22 protein-coding genes are annotated in these 22,724 nt (G+C 60.7%); 14 read left to right on the top strand and 8 right to left on the bottom strand.

Going from position 1 to position 22,724, the window contains the following annotated elements:
• Positions 1-25: 25 nt before the first annotated feature.
• Positions 26-640, bottom strand: coding sequence for a DUF1120 domain-containing protein (locus FIV38_RS00210; protein ID WP_092238100.1), 615 nt, complete (start codon positions 638-640; stop codon positions 26-28).
• A gap of 502 nt (positions 641-1,142) precedes the next feature.
• Between FIV38_RS00210 and FIV38_RS00205 the strand changes: the two genes are divergently transcribed.
• The 5 genes from FIV38_RS00205 to FIV38_RS00185 all read left to right on the top strand — a co-directional run bounded on the left by FIV38_RS00205 (position 1,143) and on the right by FIV38_RS00185 (position 4,887).
• Entirely contained in the window at positions 1,143-1,934 is a 792-nt protein-coding gene (locus FIV38_RS00205; protein ID WP_092238098.1) for a response regulator, read from the top strand.
• A 211-nt stretch (positions 1,935-2,145) separates the two neighbouring features.
• Positions 2,146-2,781 carry a response regulator gene (locus FIV38_RS00200; protein WP_092238093.1) on the top strand — a complete coding sequence of 212 codons (636 nt, stop codon included), beginning with the start codon at positions 2,146-2,148 and terminating at the stop codon, positions 2,779-2,781.
• Positions 2,782-3,078: 297 nt separating this feature from the next.
• Positions 3,079-3,549 carry a nuclear transport factor 2 family protein gene (locus tag FIV38_RS00195; protein ID WP_092238088.1) on the top strand — a complete coding sequence of 157 codons (471 nt, stop codon included), beginning with the start codon at positions 3,079-3,081 and terminating at the stop codon, positions 3,547-3,549.
• A 36-nt stretch (positions 3,550-3,585) separates the two neighbouring features.
• Positions 3,586-3,870 carry a GIY-YIG nuclease family protein gene (locus FIV38_RS00190; protein WP_029297505.1) on the top strand — a complete coding sequence of 95 codons (285 nt, stop codon included), beginning with the start codon at positions 3,586-3,588 and terminating at the stop codon, positions 3,868-3,870.
• An 81-nt stretch (positions 3,871-3,951) separates the two neighbouring features.
• A complete protein-coding gene (locus FIV38_RS00185; protein ID WP_092238086.1) occupies positions 3,952-4,887 on the top strand; it encodes a glutathione S-transferase family protein in 936 nt (311 codons plus the stop codon).
• 175 nt (positions 4,888-5,062) lie between these two features.
• On the opposite strand, the gene FIV38_RS00180 is transcribed toward FIV38_RS00185, so the two are convergent.
• Together FIV38_RS00180 and yejK are read right to left on the bottom strand one after the other, a co-directional pair.
• The gene (locus tag FIV38_RS00180) at positions 5,063-5,413 is read right to left on the bottom strand and encodes a glutaredoxin family protein (protein ID WP_092238083.1); all 351 of its coding nucleotides are present in this window, start codon (positions 5,411-5,413) and stop codon (positions 5,063-5,065) included.
• The gene (gene yejK, locus FIV38_RS00175; RefSeq protein WP_029297499.1) at positions 5,413-6,417 is read right to left on the bottom strand and encodes a nucleoid-associated protein YejK; all 1,005 of its coding nucleotides are present in this window, start codon (positions 6,415-6,417) and stop codon (positions 5,413-5,415) included. The genes FIV38_RS00180 and yejK overlap by 1 nt, the downstream gene beginning before the upstream one ends.
• Before the next feature lie 396 nt (positions 6,418-6,813).
• Here yejK and FIV38_RS00170 point away from each other — a divergent pair, with 396 nt between their 5' ends.
• A complete protein-coding gene (locus FIV38_RS00170) occupies positions 6,814-7,095 on the top strand; it encodes an HU family DNA-binding protein (protein ID WP_029297497.1) in 282 nt (93 codons plus the stop codon).
• Between the two features lie 110 nt (positions 7,096-7,205).
• Here the strand turns inward: FIV38_RS00170 and rlmF are convergent, their stop codons facing one another.
• The 5 genes from rlmF to FIV38_RS00145 form a co-directional block, all read right to left on the bottom strand.
• Complete coding sequence (rlmF, locus tag FIV38_RS00165; protein WP_029297495.1) at positions 7,206-8,222, bottom strand: 23S rRNA (adenine(1618)-N(6))-methyltransferase RlmF; 1,017 nt, start codon at positions 8,220-8,222, stop codon at positions 7,206-7,208.
• Positions 8,223-8,448: 226 nt separating this feature from the next.
• Positions 8,449-11,295, bottom strand: coding sequence for a valine--tRNA ligase (locus FIV38_RS00160; protein ID WP_092238080.1), 2,847 nt, complete (start codon positions 11,293-11,295; stop codon positions 8,449-8,451).
• Positions 11,296-11,508: 213 nt separating this feature from the next.
• Positions 11,509-11,892, bottom strand: a complete 384-nt coding sequence (locus FIV38_RS00155) for a DNA polymerase III subunit chi (RefSeq protein WP_070995713.1) — start codon at positions 11,890-11,892, stop codon at positions 11,509-11,511.
• Between the two features lie 7 nt (positions 11,893-11,899).
• Entirely contained in the window at positions 11,900-12,328 is a 429-nt protein-coding gene (locus tag FIV38_RS00150) for a DNA polymerase III subunit chi (RefSeq protein ID WP_029297488.1), read from the bottom strand.
• Positions 12,329-12,484: 156 nt separating this feature from the next.
• Positions 12,485-13,975 carry a leucyl aminopeptidase gene (locus FIV38_RS00145; RefSeq protein ID WP_029297486.1) on the bottom strand — a complete coding sequence of 497 codons (1,491 nt, stop codon included), beginning with the start codon at positions 13,973-13,975 and terminating at the stop codon, positions 12,485-12,487.
• A gap of 282 nt (positions 13,976-14,257) precedes the next feature.
• On the opposite strand from FIV38_RS00145, the gene lptF reads away from it, so the two are divergent.
• The 8 genes from lptF to pdxJ all read left to right on the top strand — a co-directional run bounded on the left by lptF (position 14,258) and on the right by pdxJ (position 22,650).
• Positions 14,258-15,376, top strand: coding sequence for an LPS export ABC transporter permease LptF (gene lptF / locus FIV38_RS00140; RefSeq protein ID WP_029297484.1), 1,119 nt, complete (start codon positions 14,258-14,260; stop codon positions 15,374-15,376).
• Entirely contained in the window at positions 15,369-16,448 is a 1,080-nt protein-coding gene (lptG, locus tag FIV38_RS00135; protein ID WP_029297482.1) for an LPS export ABC transporter permease LptG, read from the top strand. Before lptF ends, lptG begins: the two co-directional genes overlap by 8 nt.
• Positions 16,449-16,600: 152 nt before the next feature.
• The gene (gene lepA / locus FIV38_RS00130; RefSeq protein WP_029297480.1) at positions 16,601-18,400 is read left to right on the top strand and encodes a translation elongation factor 4; all 1,800 of its coding nucleotides are present in this window, start codon (positions 16,601-16,603) and stop codon (positions 18,398-18,400) included.
• A 5-nt stretch (positions 18,401-18,405) separates the two neighbouring features.
• Positions 18,406-19,260 (top strand): signal peptidase I, encoded by an 855-nt coding sequence (gene lepB / locus FIV38_RS00125; protein WP_029297478.1) that lies wholly within the window; start codon positions 18,406-18,408, stop codon positions 19,258-19,260.
• A gap of 154 nt (positions 19,261-19,414) precedes the next feature.
• Positions 19,415-20,104, top strand: a complete 690-nt coding sequence (gene rnc, locus FIV38_RS00120; protein ID WP_029297476.1) for a ribonuclease III — start codon at positions 19,415-19,417, stop codon at positions 20,102-20,104.
• Entirely contained in the window at positions 20,097-20,999 is a 903-nt protein-coding gene (gene era, locus FIV38_RS00115; RefSeq protein WP_029297473.1) for a GTPase Era, read from the top strand. Before rnc ends, era begins: the two co-directional genes overlap by 8 nt.
• Positions 21,000-21,165: 166 nt before the next feature.
• Positions 21,166-21,855 (top strand): DNA repair protein RecO, encoded by a 690-nt coding sequence (recO, locus tag FIV38_RS00110; protein ID WP_092238076.1) that lies wholly within the window; start codon positions 21,166-21,168, stop codon positions 21,853-21,855.
• 51 nt (positions 21,856-21,906) lie between these two features.
• On the top strand, positions 21,907-22,650 hold the full coding sequence (gene pdxJ, locus FIV38_RS00105) for a pyridoxine 5'-phosphate synthase (protein WP_029297469.1): 744 nt from the start codon (positions 21,907-21,909) through the stop codon (positions 22,648-22,650).
• Positions 22,651-22,724: the final 74 nt, after the last annotated feature.

Here is a 22,724-nt window from a genome sequence, read left to right as displayed (position 1 = left end):
ACCTTCCTTGTGGGTGAAACGGGAACTACAGGTACAGCACTTCCAGGGTGCCGGAGCCGTCGATGGAGACCTCATCGCTCAAGTCAAATTGATCGGCGCGAGCGATCGAGGTGTTGACATCCAGGCCCAGTACCAGTACTCGGGATGGCAGCAAAGCGCTGGCGTCGTCCATGGCCCCGGCGCCCCACAGCACGCCCAGTTCCCATATGTGTTCGGCAAACCAGGTGCGACCACCGTCTTCCGAAGCAATCGGCTGCACAGCGACGCCGTCGGCGGTCATGTCCTTGGGCGTCAGGTGGAAGCGCCCCAGCTTTTTGTCGCCATTGATCAGGCCCAGACCGAAGTCGCGGGGGCTGGTAGCTGTACCGCTACGATTGTCGATGGGCTTGATCGCGAAAAGCGTGCTGGCCTCGCAAGTGATCGACAATTGCACGGTGGCCGTGGGCAGGTAAGTGGTGTTGCCCTGTACCAAATCCTTGGCCGAGATTTTTCCGTGATCGACGACGTTGCCACCGGCGAATGCGGGTGTGCAGGCGCTCGGGGTGATAGTCCCCCTGACGGCCAGTTCGATGGAGCTTGCGGCAAATACCGAAGGCGTGAACAGCAGGGTGAGCATGAGGCGCGAGGCAAAGTTTTTCATGGTTACAGGACCTGATTTGCGGCTGTTGGGAAGGCTTGGGGGGTGGTGCTCATCAGGTGTCGGGAGGCGTTCATTTCAATTGTCCATTGCAAGGCTGATCGATAAAAAAGATGCACGGCAATGCCTGGCCCCCAATGGGCTGGCAGTGTGCGGGGTGTTGTTTGTTGTGGCTGGCACGCCGAGTGGCGAGCCGTCCCTCTCTGGGGTGGGGCGCAATTTAGCGAGGGCAGGGCGGGGGGCAAATACAAAAAATACGACAATGGGCGGGCGTACGGAAATCCGCGGCAAGTCCGTAAGAATAGGTTTTCAGTGACGTAGGAAAGTTGTTTTTCGTAGTTGTTGTATCGGCGTCGGAGTATCCAAAAGGATATATTTTTGCCGCGATGATAGTCACCGGTGTCACTTAAGGCGCTGCACAGTGCCCTCCTGCCTATTACGCCAGCGCTGCCGGAGGTGACTCGGGGCTGCCTGCCTCCAGTCCGATCGCGCACAAGGGGTGCCCATGGGCTCTGTGGTACGTTCAACCACCGGCGAGGGCCGAGCGTCGCAGCCACCCCCCGCACCGCACCTGAACGTACTGGTCGTGGATGATCATTCAGCCTATCGCGCGATGCTGGGCTGCTTCCTGCAAAAACTGGGTGTTGCCCATCAGTCCGTGGCCGATGGCCGCCAGGGCCTGTTAGCCGTTATCAACCGGCCTTCGGACCTGATTATCAGCGACTGCCAAATGCCGGATATGGACGGTTACCGCATGGCTCGCGCCATTCGCCAGCATGAACGGCGCAAGGGGCTCAAGCGCGTGCCGATCATTGCCTTGACCGCCAATCTGCAAAACGACGACCCACAACGTTGCCGCGACGCCGGCATGGATGCCTGGTTGCTCAAGCCGCTGGCGCTGGAGCAATTGCATGCGGTGTTGGTGCGCTGGCTGCCGGGTACTTTTTCGGCGTGGGGCCGGCCCTCTGCCGGGACATGGCCGACGCGTGCGCAGCTTGTGCAAACCTTCGGCAATGAGCAGGTTGTCGACCAGATGCTCCCCGGCCTGCTGGACGAAGCCTGGGAAGACTTCGCGATCCTGGAACAAGCCTGTTGCACCCTGAGTACTTTATTGACCGCGCAGCGCTTGCATCGCCTGGTAGGCAGCCTGGCGTTTTTGGGCGGGACGGACCTTGAGTTAAGGGGGGTGAAGTTGATTGAGCTGGTTCACGCCGATGGCGTATTGGCCCACGCTCCAGCGTTGCAGGCATTCCGGGCGGACTTGCGGCGGTGTCTGGAATATTTGCGCAGTGTGTAAGCGCAGTGGGGAGTGACTTGTGTCGAGATGCATTTGGCAATCTGGCTGTCTGGTTTTTGGCTGTAGGGTGTTTCCTTTTGTTGTGTAGGGAAAGAATTGGTAACTACCAAACACGGGACGCCGCCTTAGGAGGCTTATCCTGAACGGTTGTTGAGGATCGCCAGCGGGGTTATTTTGCGCGGATTCAATTTGCCATCATCCGTGGGTATCTATGCTTCGAGTAATTATTGCTGACGATCATCCCATTGTACGTATCGGGCAGAGAGTGGTGATCGAGGCGAACGGTCGCTGCAAAGTGGTGGGGGAGGCCGATGGCCCCGACGCGCTGCTCAGGCTGTTGAGTACCACGCCGTGCGATGTTCTGGTCACCGACTTCGCCATGCCCGGAGGGCAGCAGGCTGATGGCTATGGCTTGTTGAGCCTGCTGGCCCGTCAGTATCCGGACTTGCCGGTTATCCTGGTCACCATGTTCGCCAATGTCGCCACCCTGCGTGCCTCCCTCGCCCATGGTGCCCGCGCCATCGTGGCCAAGAGCGCGTCGGCCAGGGAGTTGCCGCAGGCCATCAACGCCGTGATCGGCGGCCAGACCTTTGCCAGCGAGTGCCTGCGGGTGCAATTGGTGGAAGCCGGGACGGGGGATCAGTCACAACTGCCGCAGTTGTCGGGCAAAGAGCGGGAAGTGGTGCGGATGCTGGCCAGCGGCTTGACCGTCAGCCAGATCGCCGCACGGGTCAATCGCAGTATTTCCACGATCAGCAAGCAGAAAAGTACCGCGATGCAACGCCTGTGCATTTCCACCGATGTGGATTTGTTCGCCTATGCGCGTAATTGCGGGATGGTGCCTTAGGTGGGTCTTGGCAAGCCTGCTGTTGTGCTGAAGGGGGGAATAGGGGCTTTTTGTGGCGAGGGGGCTTGTCCCCCGCTGGGCTGCGCAGCAGCCCCAACCCCAACCCCAACCCCAACCCCAACCCACCGAGGTTTTTCAGGCAAACCGAGTTGGCTGGTTTTGGGCCTGCTGCGCAGTCCAGCGCGGGGCAAGCCCGCTCGCCACGACAAGCCCGCTCGTCACGACAGGTCCGCTCGCCACGGCGCGCTCGACACGGGTACAGTGCTTGGCTTGACTCCCTACTTTTGGAAGCTGCCCATGAGTGATGCCCATAACGCCCTGATCGTCGAGTTCTATCGTGCCTTTGAGCGTCTGGACGCTGAAGCCATGAGCGCCTGCTACACCGATGATGTGCTGTTCAGCGATCCTGCATTTGGTGATCTGCGTGGGCGCGATGCCGGCGACATGTGGCGCATGCTCACCACCCGGGCCAAGGATTTTTCCCTGACCTTTGACCAGGTGCGCAGCGACGACACCACCGGCAGCGCCCATTGGGTGGCGACGTACCTGTTCAGCCAGACCGGCAACACCGTGGTCAACGATATCCAGGCACGCTTTGTGTTCCGCGATGGCAAGATCTGCGAGCACCACGATCACTTTGACCTGTGGCGCTGGTCGCGCCAGGCGCTCGGGGCCAAGGGCCTGTTGTTGGGCTGGACGCCACTGGTACGCAACGCCGTGCGGGCACAGGCCTTGAAAGGCTTGAAAGCGTTCCAGGCCGGTCGTTGATAAGATTGGCGCTCTTTTCACTGGCCAGAATACTTTGTGAACAGTTCGCCTGAACCCGCCGTGCCGAAACCCTGGTTTGTGTACCTGGTCCGTGCCGCCAATGGCTCGCTCTATTGCGGCATCAGCAATGATCCGGTGCGCCGCTTTGCGACCCATCAAAGCGGCAAAGGCGCGCGGTTCTTTCTTTCCAGCCCGGCGGTGGCGCTGGTGTATACCGAGGCCTGCGCGAGCAAGGGCGAGGCCTTGCGCCAGGAACGCTTGATAAAAAAGCTCAAGAAAAGCGCCAAGGAGTGCCTGGCGCGGGCTTATCAATCTGATTGATCGGTTCCCATCAGGCCAATGGGTAGGCCACTGCGTTTTTGCACGATAAGCTGGCGGTTCCTTCATCTGGCGGAGTCCGGAATGTCTGAGTTGATCCTGCACCACTACCCTCAATCCCCCTTCGCGGAAAAAGCCCGCCTGCTCCTGGGCTTCAAAGGGCTGTCCTGGCAATCGGTGACCATTCCCCCGGTGATGCCCAAGCCCGACCTGACGGCTCTGACCGGCGGCTACCGTAAAACCCCGGTGTTGCAGGTCGGTGCGGATATCTATTGCGACACTGCGCTGATCGCCCGCCGCCTGGAGCAGGAAAAGGCCACGCCCCCGCTGTTTCCCGAAGGTCAGGAGTTGGTCAGCCAGAGCTTCGCGGCCTGGGCCGATTCGGTGGTGTTTTCCCACGCCGTGGCCCTGGTATTCCAGCCTGAATCCCTGGCCGTGAAATTTGCCAAGGTGCCGCCGCATTTGCTGCAGGTGCTGGTTGCAGACCGCAGCAAGATGTTCGGCGACGGTACTGCCACCCGCGTGCAACTGGACGTAGCCCTGCACCAGTGGCCGGCCATCATCGCGCGGCTTGAGCAACAGTTGCAGCGTCAGTCGGGGGATTTCCTGTTTGGCGAGCCGTCGATTGCCGACTTCTCCATGGCCCATCCGTTGTGGTTCCTCAAGGGCTCGTCGGTGACGTCGCCGCTGGTGGATAACTATCCGGTTGTCGGCGCCTGGCTTGCTCGGGTTTTGGGCTTTGGGCATGGTACCGCCAGCGAGATGAGTGCCAGCCAGGCACTGGAAATCGCCCGTGATAGCGCGCCTGCGGCGTTGCCGGCTGAGGTGTTTGAAGATCCCAACGGGTTCAAGGTGGGCCAGCCAGTGAGCATCGCTGCGACCGACTATGGCGTCGACCCGGTGGTAGGCGAGTTGATATTTGCCGGTCGCGAAGAACTGATCCTGCGCCGCGAAGATGAGCGCGCCGGCACCGTGCATGTGCACTTCCCGCGATTGGGGTTCGGTATCCAGCAGCTGTAGGTTGGATTAGGTGTATCTGTGGTGCAGGTTGGATATTTCAGTGGCAAGGGGGCTTGTCCCCCGTTGGGCTGCATAGCAGCCCCAGTAAGGCCACTGAGTAATCTCAGGCAAAACCGAGGGTGCAGGTTTTGGGGCTGCTACGCAGCCCAGCGGGGGACAAGCCCCCTCGCCACAGTTATTTGAGGGCGGACAGGATCGCGTCCGGGTTGTATTCGCGAATCAGCGTGCCGTTCACATCCACAAACGGAATCCCGCCGCCGCCCAGCGCCTGATAGGCCTTGCGGCCTTCGGGATCCTTGTCGATATCCACGCTTTTGTAGGGAATGCCCTTCTGATCCAGGAATCGCTGGATCTGCTTGCAGTAGCCACACCAGTCGGTGGCATACAGCACCACCCGCGCTGACGCTCGGGTTTGCTCCGGGACCACCTGCGAGGGGTTGAACAGCCGCTCGATCTTGCCCCAGTTCTGGATCGCCACCACCACCAGCAACACCAGCAGGACTTTCTTCAGCACCCCGCCAAGCATCAGTTACGACGCTTGAGCTGGTCGGTGAGCTGGGTCGGCAGGCCCTTGATGATCAAGGTGCCGGCGGCTTCGTCATACTCGATCTTGTCGCCCAGCAAGTGCGCTTCAAAGCTGATCGACAACCCTTCCGCGCGCCCGGTGAAGCGGCGGAACTGGTTGAGGGTGCGCTTATCTGCGGGAATTTCCGGCGACAGGCCGTAATCCTTGTTGCGGATATGATCGTAGAACGCTTTTGGCCGATCTTCATCGATCAACCCCGACAGCTCTTCCAGGCCCATGGGCTCGCCGAGCTTGGCCTGACTGCTGGCGTAGTCCACCAGGGTCTTGGTTTTCTCGCGGGCGGACTCGTCCGGCAGGTCTTCGCTCTCGACGAAATCGCTGAACGCCTTGAGCAAGGTGCGGGTCTCGCCCGGCCCATCGACACCTTCCTGGCAGCCGATAAAGTCGCGGAAGTACTCCGAGACCTTCTTGCCGTTCTTGCCCTTGATAAACGAGATGTACTGCTTGGACTGCTTGTTGTTCTGCCATTCGGACACGTTGATGCGTGCTGCCAGGTGCAGTTGGCCCAGGTCCAGGTGGCGCGAGGGCGTCACGTCCAGCTCGTCGGTCACCGCCACACCTTCGCTGTGGTGCAGCAGGGCGATGGCCAGGTAGTCGGTCATGCCTTGTTGATAGTGAGCAAACAGCACATGGCCGCCGACGGAGAGGTTGGACTCCTCCATCAGCTTTTGCAGGTGTTCCACGGCAATTCGGCTGAAGGCGGTGAAATCCTTGCCGCCATCGAAGTATTCCTTCAACCAGCCGCTGAACGGGTGCGCGCCGGACTCGGCATGGAAGAAACCCCAGGCCTTGCCTTGTTTGGCGTTATAGCTCTCGTTGAGGTCGGCGAGCATGTTCTCGATGGCAGCGGACTCGGCCAATTCAGAGTCACGGGCATGGAGAACTGCGGGCGTGCCGTCGGGTTTTTTGTCGATCAGGTGGACGATGCAATGACGGATCGGCATGGGCTTCTCGGCTGGTTGAGCGGGAGCGGTTGGCCTCCCGGAAAAAGTCGCCAGTGTACCGCACCCGTTGGTCGCGGCGTCGTTTGAAGCGGTTTCGGGAGGCCTCTGACGACCCATATGCCTTTTTTTCACGGTTTAGAGCGATAAAGCTGACCAAATGGGTAGGTAGAAGCGGATATTTCCCCGTCTCTGTGCTAGTTTTGCCCCGTCTTACGCGATGTCTCGGCGTTAAGCGTGCATTCAGCATTTGTCAGGTCGAACCAAACCCCGTTTCAAGCATCTATAACCCCGATCTCTCGCGGTTATGGCCAGGGGTGCCAGGCCATGACGGTCGGGCTCGATGGCTGACACTGCACTCTGCAATCCAAATGAATTTGATAGGGAAGGAACACCACAATGGCTATTACTAAAGACCAACTGATCGCTGACCTGGCTGAAGCAGTAGACGCACCGAAAACTACCGTGCGCGCTCTGCTGGACCAACTGAGCCAAGTTGTTGCTGACCAGCTGGAAAACGGTGGCGAAATCACTCTGCCAGGTGTTGGCAAGCTGAAAGTGACCGAGCGTCCAGCCCGTACCGGCCGTAACCCTTCGACTGGCGCTGCCATCGAAATCGCTGCCAAGAAAGTGATCAAGCTGGTTGTGGCCAAAGGCCTGACCGACTCGATCAACAAGTAAGACGCAGTAAAAAAAACCGTGCACCGGAGCGATCCGGGCACGGTTTTTTGTTGCCTGCGTTTTTTGCTTTATCTGTAGGAGCGAGCAAGCTCGCTCCTACAGACGCGGGGTCAGCGCACCCAGCGCTGGCGCCAGATCTGCTGCTCGTTCTTGGTCTGGAAGGTCCAGGCCACAAAACGGCTTTGTTTCTGGCCCTGGGACATCTCCACCACCTGGCTTTCCAGGACACCGGCTTTTTTCAGGGCGGTCTCGATGGCAGGCAGGTTGGACGCTTTTGACACCAGGGTGCTGAACCACAGCACTTTATGGGCGAAATGCGCGCTTTCGGCGATCAATTGCGTGACAAACCGCGCCTCACCGCCTTCACACCACAACTCTGCCGATTGGCCGCCGAAGTTCAGCACCGGCAATTTGCGCTTGGGATCGGCCTTGCCCAAGGCGCGCCATTTACGCTCGCTGCCTTTGGTCGCTTCGTCCATGGAGGCATGGAACGGCGGGTTGCACATGGTCAGGTCAAACCGTTCGCCCGGCTCCAGCAGGCCCAGCAGAATATGCTTGGGATTGGTTTGCTGGCGCAGTTGGATAACCTTGCTCAGGTCATTGGACTGCACAATGGCCTTGGCCGCGGCGACCGCTGTCGGATCAATCTCGGAGCCGAGGAAGTTCCAGCGGTAGTCCATGTAGCCGATCAGCGGATAGACACAGTTGGCGCCCATGCCGATGTCCAGCACCTTGACGATCGAGCCACGGGGAATCTTGCCGTCGTTGACGCTGGCCAGCAGGTCGGCGAGGAAGTGCACGTAATCGGCACGGCCCGGCACCGGTGGGCACAGGTAGTCTGCGGGGATGTCCCAGTGCTGCACGCCATAGAACGCCTTGAGCAGCGCCCGGTTGAACACCCGCACCGCGTCCGGGCTGGCGAAGTCGATGCTTTCCTTGCCGTAGGGGTTGATGATCACAAACTGGGCCAGTTCTGGCGTGGTCTTGATCAGCGCGGGGAAGTCGTAGCGGCCCTGGTGGCGGTTGCGCGGATGCAGGGTCGCTTCCTTGCGCGGCACGACGGGCTTGGCCGTGGCGGCGGTTTTCGGCTTCTTGCGGGGCGGTTTGGGTGTGCTGGGGGCGGTCATGGGCTACGTCGATTCTGGGGTTGCTTCAAAAGTGGTGGGTATTGTCACACATTCCGAAGTTGATCTCGGTTAAATGTGGGAGCGGGCTTGCTCGCGAATGCAGTGTGTCAGTTATTGGGTGTGTGTCTGATATACCGCATTCGCGAGCAAGCCCGCTCCCACTTTGATTGGGTTTTCAACACAAAAAAAAGAGGCCCGAAGGCCTCTTTCTTACACACGGTCCACCTTACAGGCTGGAAATCCGCGCATGTTGCTCCGCCAGCTTGCCCAACGCCTGTTCGGCTTCGGCCAGTTTGGCGCGTTCCTTGTCGATGACTTCGGCCGGGGCCTTGTCCACGAAGGCGGCGTTGGACAGCTTGCCGCCCACGCGCTGCACTTCGCCTTGCAGACGCAGGATTTCCTTGTCCAGGCGCGCCAGTTCGGCGCCTTTGTCGATCAGGCCGGCCATCGGCACCAGCACTTCCATCTCGCCCACCAGTGCGGTAGCGGACAGCGGTGCTTCGGCGCCAGCCGCCAATACGGTGATCGACTCCAGCTTGGCCAGCTTCTTGAGCAGCGCGTCGTTCTCGGTGAGACGGCGCTGGTCTTCGGCGCTGGCGTTCTTCACGAACACCGCCAATGGCTTGCCCGGGCCGATGTTCATCTCGGCGCGGATGTTGCGTGTGCCAAGCATCAGGGCCTTGAGCCATTCGATATCGCTTTCGGCAGCCTCGTCGATGCGTGCTTCATTGGCCACTGGCCAAGGTTGCAGCATGATGGTCTTGCCTTCGATACCGGCCAGCGGCGCCAGGCGCTGCCAGATTTCTTCGGTGATGAACGGCATGAACGGGTGCGCCAGGCGCAGCGCCACTTCCAGCACGCGCACCAGGGTGCGGCGGGTGCCGCGCTGACGCTCGATCGGCGCGTTCTCGTCCCACAGCACGGGCTTGGACAGTTCCAGGTACCAGTCGCAATACTGGTTCCAGATGAACTCGTACAGCGCCTGCGCGGCCAGGTCGAAACGGAACTGGTCGAGTTGGCGGGTCACTTCGGCTTCGGTGCGCTGCAACTGCGAGATGATCCAGCGATCCGCCAGGCTCAGTTCGAAAGCTTCGCCGTTCTGGCCGCAGTCTTCGCCCTTGTCCAGCACGTAGCGCGCTGCGTTCCAGATCTTGTTGCAGAAGTTGCGGTAGCCTTCGACGCGGCCCATGTCGAACTTGATGTCGCGGCCGGTGGACGCCAGCGAGCAGAAGGTGAAGCGCAGGGCGTCGGTGCCGTAGCTGGCGATGCCGTCGGCAAACTCGTCGCGGGTCTGCTTCTCGATCTTCTTCGCCAGTTTCGGCTGCATCAGGCCCGAGGTGCGCTTTTGCACCAGGGTTTCGAGGTCGATGCCGTCGATGATGTCCAGCGGGTCAAGGACGTTGCCCTTGGACTTGGACATCTTCTGGCCCTGGCCATCACGCACCAGGCCGTGCACGTACACGGTCTTGAACGGTACCTGCGGGGTACCGTCTTCGTTCTTCACCAAGTGCATGGTGAGCATGATCATCCGGGCAACCCAGAAGAAAATGATATCGAAGCCGGTAACCAGCACGTCGGTGGAGTGGAATTTCTTGAGGAATTCGGTCTGCTGCGGCCAGCCCAGGGTGGAGAACGTCCACAGGCCAGAGCTGAACCAGGTGTCCAGTACGTCGTTGTCCTGTTGCAGCGCCACGTCCGGGCCGAGGTTGTGCTTGGCCCGCACTTCGGCTTCGTCACGCCCTACATAGACTTTGCCCGACTCGTCGTACCAGGCCGGAATGCGGTGGCCCCACCACAGTTGACGGCTGATGCACCAATCCTGGATATCACGCATCCACGAGAAGTACATGTTTTCGTACTGTTTGGGCACGAACTGGATGCGGCCATCTTCCACGGCAGCAATCGCAGGTTCTGCCAGCGGTTTGGTGGACACGTACCACTGGTCGGTCAGCCACGGCTCGATCACGGTGCCGGAGCGGTCGCCTTTCGGCACTTTCAGGGCGTGGTCATCCACGCTGACCAGCAAGCCTGCGGCATCGAAGGCGGCAACGATCTGCTTGCGCGCTTCGAAACGGTCGAGGCCGGCGTATTCGGCCGGGATCTTGCCGTCGATGCTGTCGTTCAGCGTGCCGTCGAGGTTGAACACCTGGCAGGCCGGCAGAATGGCGGCGTTCTTGTCGAAGATGTTCAGCAGCGGCAGGTTGTGGCGCTTGCCGACTTCATAGTCGTTGAAATCGTGGGCCGGAGTGATTTTCACACAGCCGGTGCCGAATTCAGGGTCGCAGTAATCATCGGCGATGATCGGGATGCGACGGCCAACCAGTGGCAGCTCGACGAATTTGCCGATCAGTGCCTGGTAGCGCTCATCGTTCGGGTTAACGGCCACGGCGGAGTCGCCGAGCATGGTTTCCGGACGGGTGGTGGCGACGATCAGGTAGTCATTGCCCTCGGCGGTCTTGGCGCCGTCGGCCAGCGGGTACTTGAGGTTCCACAGGAAACCTTTCTCGTCGTGGTTTTCCACTTCAAGGTCGGAAATAGCGGTGTGCAGCTTGGTGTCCCAGTTGACCAGGCGCTTGCCGCGGTAGATCAGGCCATCTTCATGCAGGCGCACGAAGGCTTCCTTGACCGCTTCCGACAGGCCATCGTCCATGGTGAAGCGCTCGCGGCTCCAGTCTACGGACGAACCGAGGCGACGGATCTGACGGCTGATATTGCCGCCGGACTGGTCCTTCCACTCCCAGATTTTCTCCAGGAATTTCTCGCGGCCCAGGTCGTGACGGCTCTGGCCGGTGGCTTCCAGTTGGCGTTCCACCAGCATCTGGGTGGCGATGCCGGCATGGTCGGTGCCCGGCTGCCACAGGGTGTTGCGACCCTGCATGCGGCGGAAACGGATCAGGGCGTCCATGATCGCGTTGTTGAAACCGTGACCCATGTGCAGGCTGCCGGTGACGTTCGGCGGCGGGATCATGATCGTGTAGGCATCACCCGCGCCTTGAGGGGCGAAGTAATTCTCGGATTCCCAGGTGTTGTACCAGGAAGTTTCAATGGCGTGCGGCTGGTAGGTCTTATCCATGCGCGGCGGGACCCTAGTTGGCATTTATTCAGGAAAGCCGACAAGTATAACGGGGGATAGGGGAGAGGGCGAGACGAAGAGAGGGGCCAAGGCTGGCGCGGGGCAAATGTGGGAACGGGCTTGCCCGCGATAGCGGTGTGTCAGTCATCGACAAATCGACTGATCCACCGCCATCGCGGGCAAGCCCGCTCCTACAGGGGATATCTATGTGGCTTAGGACTGGTACTGGCTGAGCAACCGCTCCATGCGCGCATCCATCCGGCGCTTGATCTCGGTTTCGATATGCGGGGCAAAGTCGTCGATCACGTCCTGCATGATCAATTGCGCTGCGGCGCGCAGTTCGTTGTCCAGGTGCAGCAGCAGGGCGTCTGGGGCTTTTTCGGCGGCGGGCTCTGCCTGGACGACGGGCGGCTCCACAGGCTCGACAGCGGCGGGCTTGGCGTTGACCAGGTCGAACAGCAGGGGGATCTGCACCTCTTCTGCGACGGTATCGGTCAGCAGCGGCGGTTGCAGGTTGTCATCACCCAGCAACTGGCGGATCGACTCAAGGTCGTCCAGCAGGTGGTCGGAGGGTTTTAGCGGGTTGGAAGTGTCCATCATGTGCTCAGAGTCGCTGTAATCGGTGATCTTGCAGAGAATAGCCCTGTTCGCGGTAGAAACGGAAACTCTCCCGCGCGGCCTGACGAATAGCCGGGTCTTCCACCACCACTTCCGCCACGCGGGCGAAACCCTTGGCGAAGGCCGGCACTTTCAGGTCCAGGTTGACCAATAGATCATGGTGATCACCACAACTGTCGCCCAAGCCCAGCACCACCAGCCCTTCGGGCTCAGATTCTGCGGGGCCGTGGGGCACGAAGCTCTCACCCTTGAAGCGCCACAGGCGGGCATCGAGGTCGTCACGCTGGGCGGCGTCGCTGCAATGCAGGTAGATGCGGTGGCCCATGCGCCAGGCCTTTTCCGTGAGTTTGCAGGCAAAGTCCAGGCGAGCCGACGGATCGGCGCTGGGCAATATATAGAAGTCGACTTGGGTCATTACATGTCCTGCAGCGGCCTGCATGCTTTCCCCTGTAGGAGCGAGCTTGCTCGCGAAGAACTCAAGAGCAACGCGTTTATTCAGGCTGTACGCGTTATCGTTGACGTTTTTCGCGAGCAAGCTCGCTCCTACAGGGTCAAGCAGGGGCCGTGATGTTTAGGCCTTGGCGCGATCCAGCAGGTACTGGGTCAGCAGCGGAACCGGACGACCGGTAGCGCCCTTGTCCTTGCCGCCGCTGGTCCAGGCCGTGCCGGCGATATCCAGGTGGGCCCAGTTGAAGTTCTTGGCAAACCGCGACAGGAAGCAGGCGGCGGTGATGGTGCCGGCCTTTGGCCCGCCAATGTTGGCGATGTCGGCAAACGGGCTGTCCAGTTGCTCCTGGTACTCATCGAACAGCGGCAATTGCCAGGCGCGGTCGTCGGCAGCCTTGCCGGCGCTGAGCAGTTGTTCGACCAGTTCGTCGTTGTTGCCCAACAGGCCCGAGGTATGGGAGCCCAGGGCCACGATGCAGGCGCCGGTCAAGGTAGCAATGTCGATCACCGCTTGCGGCTTGAAGCGCTCGGCGTAGGTCAGGGCATCGCACAGCACCAGGCGGCCTTCGGCGTCGGTGTTGAGGATTTCCACGGTCTGGCCGCTCATGGTGGTCACGATATCGCCTGGGCGGGCAGCACCGCCGCTCGGCATGTTCTCGGCACAGGCCAGGATGCACACCAGATTGATCGGCAGCTTGAGTTCGAGCACGGCACGCAGGGTACCGAAGACACTGGCGGCACCGCCCATGTCGTATTTCATCTCGTCCATGCCGGCGCCCGGCTTGAGGCTGATGCCGCCGGTGTCGAACGTGATGCCTTTACCGACCAGGGCGAACGGTTTGTCGGCTTTCTTGCCGCCGTTGTATTGCATGACGATCAGACGTGGTGGCTGGTCGCTGCCCTGGCCCACGGCATAGAACGAGCCCATGCCCAGGTCCTTGATCTTCTTCTCGTCCAGGACCTCGACTTTCAGGCCCTTGAACTCTTTGCCCAGGGCCTTGGCCTGTTCGCCGAGGTAGGTTGGGTGGCAGATGTTTGGTGGCATATTGCCCAAGTCGCGGGTGAACGCCATGCCGGCCGCGATGGCCTGGGCGTGGGTGGCGGCGCGCTGCACTTCAGCCTGGGCGGCCTTGATGGTCAGCAGGGTGATTTTCTTCAGGGCGCGGGGTTCGGCTTTCTGGCTCTTGAACTGATCGAAGGTGTAGCCGCCATCCAGCAGGGTTTCGGCCAGCAGGCGGGTCTTGCCGTAGCTGTCGCGGCCCTTGACCACGATTTCGTCCAGCGCCAGTGCCGCATCGCTGCCGCCCAGGCCCTTGAGGGTGCTGAGGATGCCGCTGATGATCTTGCGGAACGGGCGGTCGCCCAGTTCAGCGTCCTTGCCCACGCCTACCAGCAATACGCGGTCGGCTTTAAGGTTGGGCAGGCTTTGCAGCAGCAGGCTTTGCCCGACTTTGCCGGCCAGGTCGCCACGCTTGAGCACGGCGCTGATGGCGCCCCCGCTCAGTTCGTCGACTTGTTTGGCGGCGGCGCCGAGCTTGCGGCCTTCGCCGACGGCGACCACGAGGGTGGCGGTCTTCAACGTTTCGGGGCTAACGCTTTTTACAACCAATTCCATGTTCGGGTCCCTTATATAAGGTCAAAGAGCCTGGAGTCTGTACTCCGGCCTGTAGGCTGGGCCACCTGTGGGTGACCGCGACAAAGCCCGCAGTTTGTACCGCGCCGCCCGAGCCTGACAACCCTTGAGGCCAGCTTTGTGCACCGGTGTGAGCAAGCTCCGTGACAGGCGCCGACAATCACAGGATAATGCGCCATCTTTTTCGCCGGCCCGTGTCAACGGGGCGACTTGATATGCTTGCTTGTTTGGCCGCCTTAGCCTGACAACCCTGGAGTGTCTGGTTTGATCGTCTTCCGTTATCTGTCCCGCGAAGTCCTGCTGACCCTGAGTGCCGTGAGTGCGGTATTGCTGGTCATCATCATGAGTGGTCGTTTCGTCAAATACCTGGCCCAGGCTGCCTCGGGTGCCCTGGATCCGGGTTCTCTGTTCCTGATCATGGGTTTTCGCCTGCCAGGCTTCCTGCAACTGATCCTGCCCCTGGGGCTGTTTCTCGGGATCCTGCTGGCCTATGGCCGGCTCTATCTCGAAAGCGAGATGACCGTACTGTCGGCCACCGGCATGAGCCAGCAGCGCCTGTTGGCCATGACCATGGTTCCGGCCACCGGCGTGGCGCTGGTGGTGGCCTGGCTAAGCCTGAGCCTGGCCCCCCAGGGTGCCATGCAGTTTCAGCTGGTGCTCAACAAGCAGGACGCCATGACCGAGTTCGACACCCTCGAGCCGGGCCGCTTCCAGGCGCTCAACGACGGCACCCGGGTGACCTACACCGAGCGCATGACCGATGATCGGGCCAACCTCGGTGGTGTATTCATCTCCGAGAAACGCCTGGGCCAGGACAAGAAAGACCGTGGCATTTCCGTGTTGGTGGCCGATAGCGGGCGCCAGGAAGTGCGTCCGGACGGCAGCCGCTACCTGATCCTGGAAAACGGCTATCGCTACGACGGCAGCCCCGGCCAGGCCGACTACCGCGCCATCAAGTACGACACCTATGGCGTCATGCTGGCCCGGCCGGACGTGAGCAACGAGGTCACCGACCGCGATGCGATCCCGACCCAGGCCCTGATCGGCAGCCAGGAACGGCGCTCGATTGCCGAGCTGCAATGGCGTATTTCCCTGCCGTTGCTGGTGTTTATCGTCACCTTGATGGCGGTGCCACTGTCCCGGGTCAACCCGCGTCAGGGCCGCTTCCTCAAGTTGCTGCCGGCGATCCTTTTGTACATGGCCTACCTGACCATCCTGATTTCCGCCCGTGGCTCCCTGGAGAAGGGCAAGCTGTCGCCGACCCTGGGGTTGTGGTGGGTCCACGGCATCTTCCTGATGATTGGCCTGGGCCTGCTGTACTGGGAACCGATTCGTTTGAAAATGCAGAGCCGTCGCGGCATGAAGGAGATGGCTCGTGGGTAAGTTGGATCGCTACATCGGTAGCAGCGTACTGGTCGCCATCCTGGCGGTATTGGGCATCATCCTCGGCCTGGCGTCGTTGTTTGCCTTCATTGATGAAGTGGGCAACGTCACCGATACCTATACGGTCACTGACGTACTGAGCTATGTGGCGCTGACCGCGCCGCGCCGGCTCTACGACATGATGCCGATGGCCGCGCTGATCGGTTGCCTGATCGGCCTGGGCAGCCTGGCCAGCAACAGCGAACTGACCATCATGCGCGCAGCCGGGGTGTCCATTGCCCGTATCGTCTGGGCCGTGATGAAACCCATGCTGCTGCTGATGGCCGCCAGCGTGCTGATCGGCGAATACGTGGCGCCACCGGCGGAAACCACGGCCCAGGCCAACCGTGCGCTGGCCCAGGGTTCGGGCGATGCCCAGAGCTCCAAGCGGGGCCTGTGGCACCGCCAGGGTGATGAATTCATTCACATCAACGCGGTGCAACCCGGCGGCCTGCTGGTGGGTGTCACTCGCTATCGATTTGATGACGAGCGCCACATGCTGTCGTCGAGCTTTGCCAAGCGGGCACAGTTCAGTGACAACCAGTGGGTGTTGAGCGATGTCACCACCACCCATTTCCGCAATCCTGGCAAAGGCACCGAGGCCAGCACCGAAGTGATCAACGAGCCGACCCAGGCCTGGGACATCGCGCTTAAGCCGGAACTGCTCAATACCGTGGTGATGATTCCGGAAAGCCTGCCGATCTCCGGTTTGTGGAGCTATATCCACTACCTCAAGGAGCAGGGCCTGAACAACGGCCGCTACTGGTTGGCATTTTGGGTCAAGGTGTTGCAGCCGGTGGTGACCGCCGCACTGGTGCTGATGGCGATTTCGTTTATTTTCGGCCCGTTGCGCTCGGTAACCCTGGGCCAGCGTGTATTTACCGGGGTATTGGTCGGTTTCACCTTCCGCATTGCCCAGGACCTGCTGGGGCCGTCGAGCCTGGTATTCGGCTTCTCGCCGCTGTTTGCGGTGCTGGTGCCGACCGGCATCTGTGCCCTGGCCGGGTTCTGGCTGCTGCGGCGGGCCGGTTGATTCGCACGTGTTGAACAAAAAATGCCCCATTCGCAAGAACGGGGCATTTTTGTTATTGGTCGCCAAAGATGACGTCTGGCCCGAGCATCAGGTACAATTCCCGGCTATTTTTCAGCGGGCAATCTGCCTGCAGCCTTTTTGAGTGTTGATCCGTGAGTGATTTGAGTCATATCCGCAATTTCTCCATCATCGCCCACATTGACCATGGTAAGTCGACGCTGGCCGATCGATTCATCCAGATGTGCGGCGGCCTTGCCGAGCGTGAAATGGAAGCCCAGGTCCTGGACTCCATGGACCTCGAACGCGAGCGCGGGATCACCATCAAGGCCCACAGCGTTACCCTGTACTACACCGCCAAAGACGGTATCAAGTACCAACTGAACTTCATTGACACCCCGGGCCACGTCGACTTCACCTACGAAGTCAGCCGTTCCCTGGCGGCCTGTGAAGGCGCGTTGCTGGTGGTGGACGCGGGTCAGGGCGTAGAAGCCCAGTCCGTGGCCAACTGCTACACCGCCATCGAGCAGGGCCTGGAAGTCATGCCGGTGCTGAACAAGATCGACCTGCCACAGGCCGATCCGGACCGGGTGAAGGAAGAAATCGAAAAAATCATCGGCATTGACGCCACCGACGCCGTCGAGTGCAGCGCCAAGACCGGCCTGGGCGTCGACGAAGTGCTCGAACGCCTGGTCAAGACCATTCCGGCCCCCACCGGCAACATCGAAGATCCGCTGCAAGCGTTGATCATCGACTCCTGGTTCGACAACTACCTGGGCGTTGTCTCCCTGGTACGTGTGCGCCATGGCCGGGTGAAGAAGGGCGACAAGATCCTGGTCAAGTCCACCGGCAAGATCCACCTGGTGGACAGCGTCGGTGTATTCAACCCGAAACACACCGCCACCGTTGACCTGAAAGCCGGTGAAGTAGGCTTCATCATCGCCGGTATCAAGGACATCCACGGTGCACCGGTCGGTGACACCCTGACCTTGAGCTCGACGCCTGATGTCGACGTGCTGCCAGGTTTCAAGCGCATCCAGCCACAGGTCTACGCCGGCCTGTTCCCGGTCAGCTCCGACGACTTCGAGGACTTCCGCGAAGCCCTGCAGAAGCTGACCCTCAACGACTCGTCGTTGCAGTACACCCCGGAAAGCTCCGACGCCCTGGGCTTCGGTTTCCGCTGCGGGTTCCTGGGCATGCTGCACATGGAGATCATCCAGGAGCGCCTGGAGCGCGAGTACGACCTGGACCTGATCACCACCGCGCCGACGGTTATTTTTGAGCTGGCGCTGAAAACCGGTGAAACGATTTACGTCGACAACCCGTCCAAGCTGCCGGATCTGTCGTCCATCGAAGACATGCGCGAACCGATCGTGCGGGCCAATATTCTTGTGCCGCAAGAGCACCTGGGTAACGTCATTACCCTGTGTATCGAAAAGCGTGGCGTACAGCACGACATGCTGTTCCTCGGTACCCAGGTCCAAGTGACCTATGATTTGCCGATGAACGAAGTGGTCCTGGACTTCTTTGACCGTCTCAAATCCACCAGTCGCGGCTATGCTTCGCTGGATTACCATTTCGACCGTTATCAATCGGCCAATCTGGTGAAGCTCGATGTATTGATCAACGGTGACAAGGTGGATGCCCTGGCGCTCATCGTCCACAAGGACAATGCGCACTACAAAGGCCGCCAGCTTACCGAGAAGATGAAAGAACTGATTCCGCGCCAGATGTTCGACGTCGCGATCCAGGCCGCCATTGGCGGGCAGATCATTGCGCGGACCTCCGTCAAGGCACTCAGAAAGAACGTACTGGCCAAATGCTACGGTGGCGACGTGAGCCGTAAGCGCAAGCTGCTTGAGAAGCAAAAGGCCGGTAAAAAACGCATGAAGCAAGTGGGCAACGTGGAAATTCCACAAGAAGCCTTCCTTGCGGTGCTCAGGTTGGATAGTTAGGTCCTATGTCACTAAATTTCCCGCTGTTGCTGGTCATCGCCGTTGCCGTCTGTGGTCTCCTGGCGCTGCTCGATCTGGTGTTCTTCGCCCCGCGTCGTCGGGCGGCCATCGCGTCCTATCAGGGCAGCGTCAGCCAGCCCGATGGCGTGGTGATCGAGAAGCTGAACAAAGAGCCCTTGCTGGTTGAATACGGCAAGTCGTTCTTCCCGGTGTTGTTCATCGTGCTGGTGCTGCGCTCGTTTCTGGTGGAGCCGTTCCAGATCCCTTCGGGGTCGATGAAGCCAACCCTGGATGTCGGCGACTTCATCCTGGTGAACAAGTTTTCCTACGGGATCCGCTTGCCGGTGATCGACAAGAAAATCATCGAGGTGGGTGATCCGCAACGCGGCGATGTGATGGTGTTCCGCTACCCAAGCGACCCGAACGTCAACTACATCAAGCGTGTGGTCGGCCTGCCGGGTGACGTGATTCGCTACACCAGCGACAAGCGCCTGTTCGTCAATGGCGAGTCGGTGGCCGAGAAACTCATCGGTTCCGAGCCGAACACCCTGGGCAGCGCCGAGCTGTACGAGGAAAAACTCGGGGCGGTAGAGCACCAGATCCGCAAGGAAATGAGCCGCTACCGTTCGCCGCCCGACAACCAGTGGACCGTGCCTGCCGGGCACTACTTCATGATGGGCGACAACCGCGACAACTCCAATGACAGCCGCTACTGGGACGATCCAAGCATTCCCAAGGAGCTGCTGGGCATGGTTCCCGACCAGAATATCGTCGGCAAGGCCTTCGCGGTCTGGATGAGCTGGCCGGAACCCAAACTCAGCCACCTGCCGAACTTCTCGCGGGTGGGGCTGATCAAGTAATCCATGCGGCGCTGTGAACACAGCGCCGAATGCTTTTCTGGGGCTTGGACATTGGTCCGGCCTCGAGCAACACACAGCATTGCCAGGATTTGAATTTGAACACAGCGTTAATCGTCGATGGCCTTTGCCGCCACGTACTGAAAGTAGGTAAACCGTGAGCGTTTCTTTGAGTCGTCTTGAGCGTCAGCTCGGCTACACCTTCAAGGACCAGGAATTGATGGTCCTTGCCCTCACACACCGCAGTTTTGCCGGGCGCAACAACGAACGCCTGGAATTTTTGGGTGATGCCATTCTCAACTTCGCCGCTGGCGAAGCCTTGTTCAACCGCTTCCCCCTGGCCCGTGAAGGCCAGCTGTCGCGCCTGCGCGCGCGCCTGGTGAAGGGCGAGACCCTGGCCGTGCTGGCCCGTGGTTTTGACTTGGGCGAGTACCTGCGCTTGGGTTCCGGTGAGTTGAAGAGCGGCGGTTTCCGTCGCGAGTCGATCCTGGCCGATGCCCTGGAAGCCCTGATCGGTGCGATCTACCTGGATGCCGGGATGGAAGTGGCCAAGGAGCGGGTCATGGCCTGGCTGGCGTCGGAAATCGACAGCCTGACCCTGGTGGATACCAACAAGGATCCCAAGACCCGCCTGCAGGAATTCCTGCAGTCGCGCGGCTGCGAACTGCCACGCTACGAAGTGGTGGATATCCAGGGTGAACCGCACTGCCGTGTGTTCTTCGTCGAATGCGAAGTCACCTTATTGAACGAAAAAAGCCGAGGTCAGGGTGTGAGCCGTCGTATTGCCGAACAGGTAGCGGCCGCTGCAGCACTGATTGCCCTGGGCGTGGAGAATGGCCATGACTGATTCAACCGCAACACGCTGTGGCTATGTTGCCATCGTCGGCCGTCCCAACGTGGGCAAGTCCACGCTGCTGAACCATATCCTGGGGCAGAAGCTGGCGATCACCTCGCGCAAGCCGCAGACCACCCGCCACAACATGCTGGGCATCAAGACCGAAGGCAACGTGCAAGCGGTCTATGTCGACACCCCGGGCATGCACAAAGGCGGCGAGAAAGCCCTGAACCGTTACATGAACAAGACTGCTTCGGCGGCGTTGAAAGACGTCGACGTGGTGATCTTCGTGGTTGACCGCACCAAGTGGACCGATGAAGACCAGATGGTGCTGGAGCGTGTGCAGTACGTCACCGGGCCATTGATCGTCGCGCTGAACAAGACCGACCGCATCGAAGACAAAGCCGAGTTGATGCCGCACCTGAGCTGGTTGCAGGAACAACTGCCGAACGCCCAGATCATGCCGATCTCGGCCCAGCACGGGCACAACCTCGAAGCCCTGGAGCGGGTGATCGCTGGCTACCTGCCGGAGAACGAGCACTTCTTCCCGGAAGACCAGATCACCGACCGCAGCAGCCGTTTCCTTGCCGCCGAGCTGGTACGCGAGAAAATCATGCGCCAGATGGGCGCCGAGCTGCCGTACCAGATCACCGTGGAAATCGAAGAGTTCAAGCAGCAGGGCAAGACCCTGCATATCCATGCGCTGATCCTCGTCGAACGTGACGGCCAGAAGAAAATCATCATTGGCGACAAGGGCGAGCGCATCAAGCGCATCGGCACCGAAGCGCGCAAGGACATGGAATTGCTGTTCGATTCCAAGATCATGCTCAACCTGTGGGTGAAGGTTAAGGGTGGCTGGTCCGATGACGAGCGCGCACTGCGCTCCCTGGGCTACGGCGACCTGTAATCAGTCTCCAGTCACATCGCAGCACGAAATGTGGGAGCGGGCTTGCTCGCGAATGCAGTGGATCAGTCACCGGATGCGTTGGCTGGTCCACCGCATTCGCGAGCAAGCCCGCTCCCACATTGGATCGTCGTAGTTTTCAAGACCGTGTTCCGTCAGCGAGAACCCAATGTCCCAATCCCCACCTCCCAGCCAGCCCGCCTACGTGCTGCACAGCCGCGCCTACCGCGAGACCAGCGCCCTGGTGGACTTCCTCACGCCCCAAGGCCGCCTGCGCGCGGTGTTGCGCAGTGCGCGGGGCAAGGCGGGGACGCTGGCGCGGCCATTCGTGGCCCTGGACGTGGAATTTCGCGGCAAGGGTGAGCTGAAAAACGTCGGGCGCCTGGAAAGCATCGGTACTTCTGCCTGGCTCAATGGCGAGGCGCTGTTCAGTGGCCTCTACCTCAACGAACTGCTGATCCGCCTGCTGCCCGCCGAGGACCCGCACCCTGCGGTGTTCGATCACTACGCAGCCACCCTGTTGGCCCTGGCCGAAGGCCGCCCGCTGGAGCCGCTGTTGCGCGCGTTCGAATGGCGCCTGCTTGACGACCTGGGCTACGGCTTCGAATTGAGCAATGACTTGCACGGCGAACCGATCGCCAGCGACGGTATGTACCGCCTGCAAGTGGATGCCGGGCTGGAGCGGGTCTACCTGCTGCAACCGGGCTTGTTCCAGGGCACTGAGTTGCTGGCGATGGCCGAGGCCGACTGGAGCGCGCTTGGCGCCCTGTCTGCCGCCAAGCGCCTGATGCGCCAGGCCCTGGCCGTGCATCTGGGCGGCCGGCCTCTGGTCAGTCGCGAGTTGTTTCGAAAGCCCTGACATCCCCGTGTATGCTGTGCGCCGATTCTTTCCCTTTTCAGGAGCGCTTCCGTGACCACCAGCAATCGCATTCTTCTTGGCGTCAACATCGACCACGTTGCTACCCTGCGCCAGGCCCGGGGCACCCGTTACCCTGACCCGGTCAAGGCCGCGCTGGACGCCGAAGAAGCAGGCGCCGACGGGATCACCGTGCACCTGCGCGAAGACCGCCGGCACATCCAGGAACGCGACGTGCTGGTGCTCAAGGACGTGCTGCAGACCCGCATGAACTTCGAGATGGGCATCACCGAAGAAATGATGGCCTTCGCCGAGCGTATCCGCCCGGCGCATATTTGCCTGGTTCCGGAAACCCGTCAGGAACTGACCACCGAAGGCGGTCTGGATGTGGCCGGCCAGGAAGCGCGGATCAAAGCCGCGGTCGAACGCCTGTCGCAGATCGGCAGCGAAGTCTCGCTGTTTATCGACGCCGACCAACGGCAGATCGAAGCCTCGCGCCGCGTGGGTGCCCCAGCGATCGAACTGCACACAGGCCGTTACGCCGATGCCACCACCCCGACCGAAGTCGCCGACGAACTGCAACGCATCATCGACGGCGTGGCCTGCGGCCTGCGTGAAGGCTTGATCGTCAATGCCGGCCATGGCCTGCACTACCACAACGTTGAGGCTGTGGCGGCGATCAAGGGTATCAACGAACTGAACATCGGCCACGCGCTGGTCGCCCATGCGCTGTTCGTCGGTTTCAAAGGCGCGGTAGCCGAGATGAAAGCGCTGATCCTGGCCGCCGCCAAGCACTGACTCTGAATCAACCTGTAGGAGCGAGCTTGCTCGCGAAAAGCCAGAGAACAGCGCGGGGGGCCAGCATCCCCGCG

The sequence above is a fragment of the Pseudomonas proteolytica genome, assembly GCF_007858275.1.
In the GTDB taxonomy this organism is placed as follows: Bacteria; Pseudomonadota; Gammaproteobacteria; order Pseudomonadales; family Pseudomonadaceae; genus Aquipseudomonas; species Aquipseudomonas proteolytica.
Note: the sequence above shows the minus strand (reverse complement) of the source record. Positions and strands in the feature narration are given on the sequence as shown.

Coding starts and splice junctions, on each gene's coding strand:
- FIV38_RS00170 (WP_029297497.1), top strand. CDS start 6,814: ATGGCTATTACTAAAGACCAACTGATCGCTGACCTGGCTGAAGCAGTA.
- FIV38_RS00160 (WP_092238080.1), bottom strand. CDS start 11,295: ATGGATAAGACCTACCAGCCGCACGCCATTGAAACTTCCTGGTACAAC.
- lepB (WP_029297478.1), top strand. CDS start 18,406: ATGTCACTAAATTTCCCGCTGTTGCTGGTCATCGCCGTTGCCGTCTGT.
- FIV38_RS00180 (WP_092238083.1), bottom strand. CDS start 5,413: ATGCTTGGCGGGGTGCTGAAGAAAGTCCTGCTGGTGTTGCTGGTGGTG.
- FIV38_RS00150 (WP_029297488.1), bottom strand. CDS start 12,328: ATGACCCAAGTCGACTTCTATATATTGCCCAGCGCCGATCCGTCGGCT.
- FIV38_RS00210 (WP_092238100.1), bottom strand. CDS start 640: ATGAAAAACTTTGCCTCGCGCCTCATGCTCACCCTGCTGTTCACGCCT.
- FIV38_RS00205 (WP_092238098.1), top strand. CDS start 1,143: ATGGGCTCTGTGGTACGTTCAACCACCGGCGAGGGCCGAGCGTCGCAG.
- FIV38_RS00155 (WP_070995713.1), bottom strand. CDS start 11,892: ATGGACACTTCCAACCCGCTAAAACCCTCCGACCACCTGCTGGACGAC.
- yejK (WP_029297499.1), bottom strand. CDS start 6,417: ATGCCGATCCGTCATTGCATCGTCCACCTGATCGACAAAAAACCCGAC.
- era (WP_029297473.1), top strand. CDS start 20,097: ATGACTGATTCAACCGCAACACGCTGTGGCTATGTTGCCATCGTCGGC.
- FIV38_RS00145 (WP_029297486.1), bottom strand. CDS start 13,975: ATGGAATTGGTTGTAAAAAGCGTTAGCCCCGAAACGTTGAAGACCGCC.
- FIV38_RS00200 (WP_092238093.1), top strand. CDS start 2,146: ATGCTTCGAGTAATTATTGCTGACGATCATCCCATTGTACGTATCGGG.
- FIV38_RS00185 (WP_092238086.1), top strand. CDS start 3,952: ATGTCTGAGTTGATCCTGCACCACTACCCTCAATCCCCCTTCGCGGAA.
- rlmF (WP_029297495.1), bottom strand. CDS start 8,222: ATGACCGCCCCCAGCACACCCAAACCGCCCCGCAAGAAGCCGAAAACC.
- FIV38_RS00195 (WP_092238088.1), top strand. CDS start 3,079: ATGAGTGATGCCCATAACGCCCTGATCGTCGAGTTCTATCGTGCCTTT.
- recO (WP_092238076.1), top strand. CDS start 21,166: ATGTCCCAATCCCCACCTCCCAGCCAGCCCGCCTACGTGCTGCACAGC.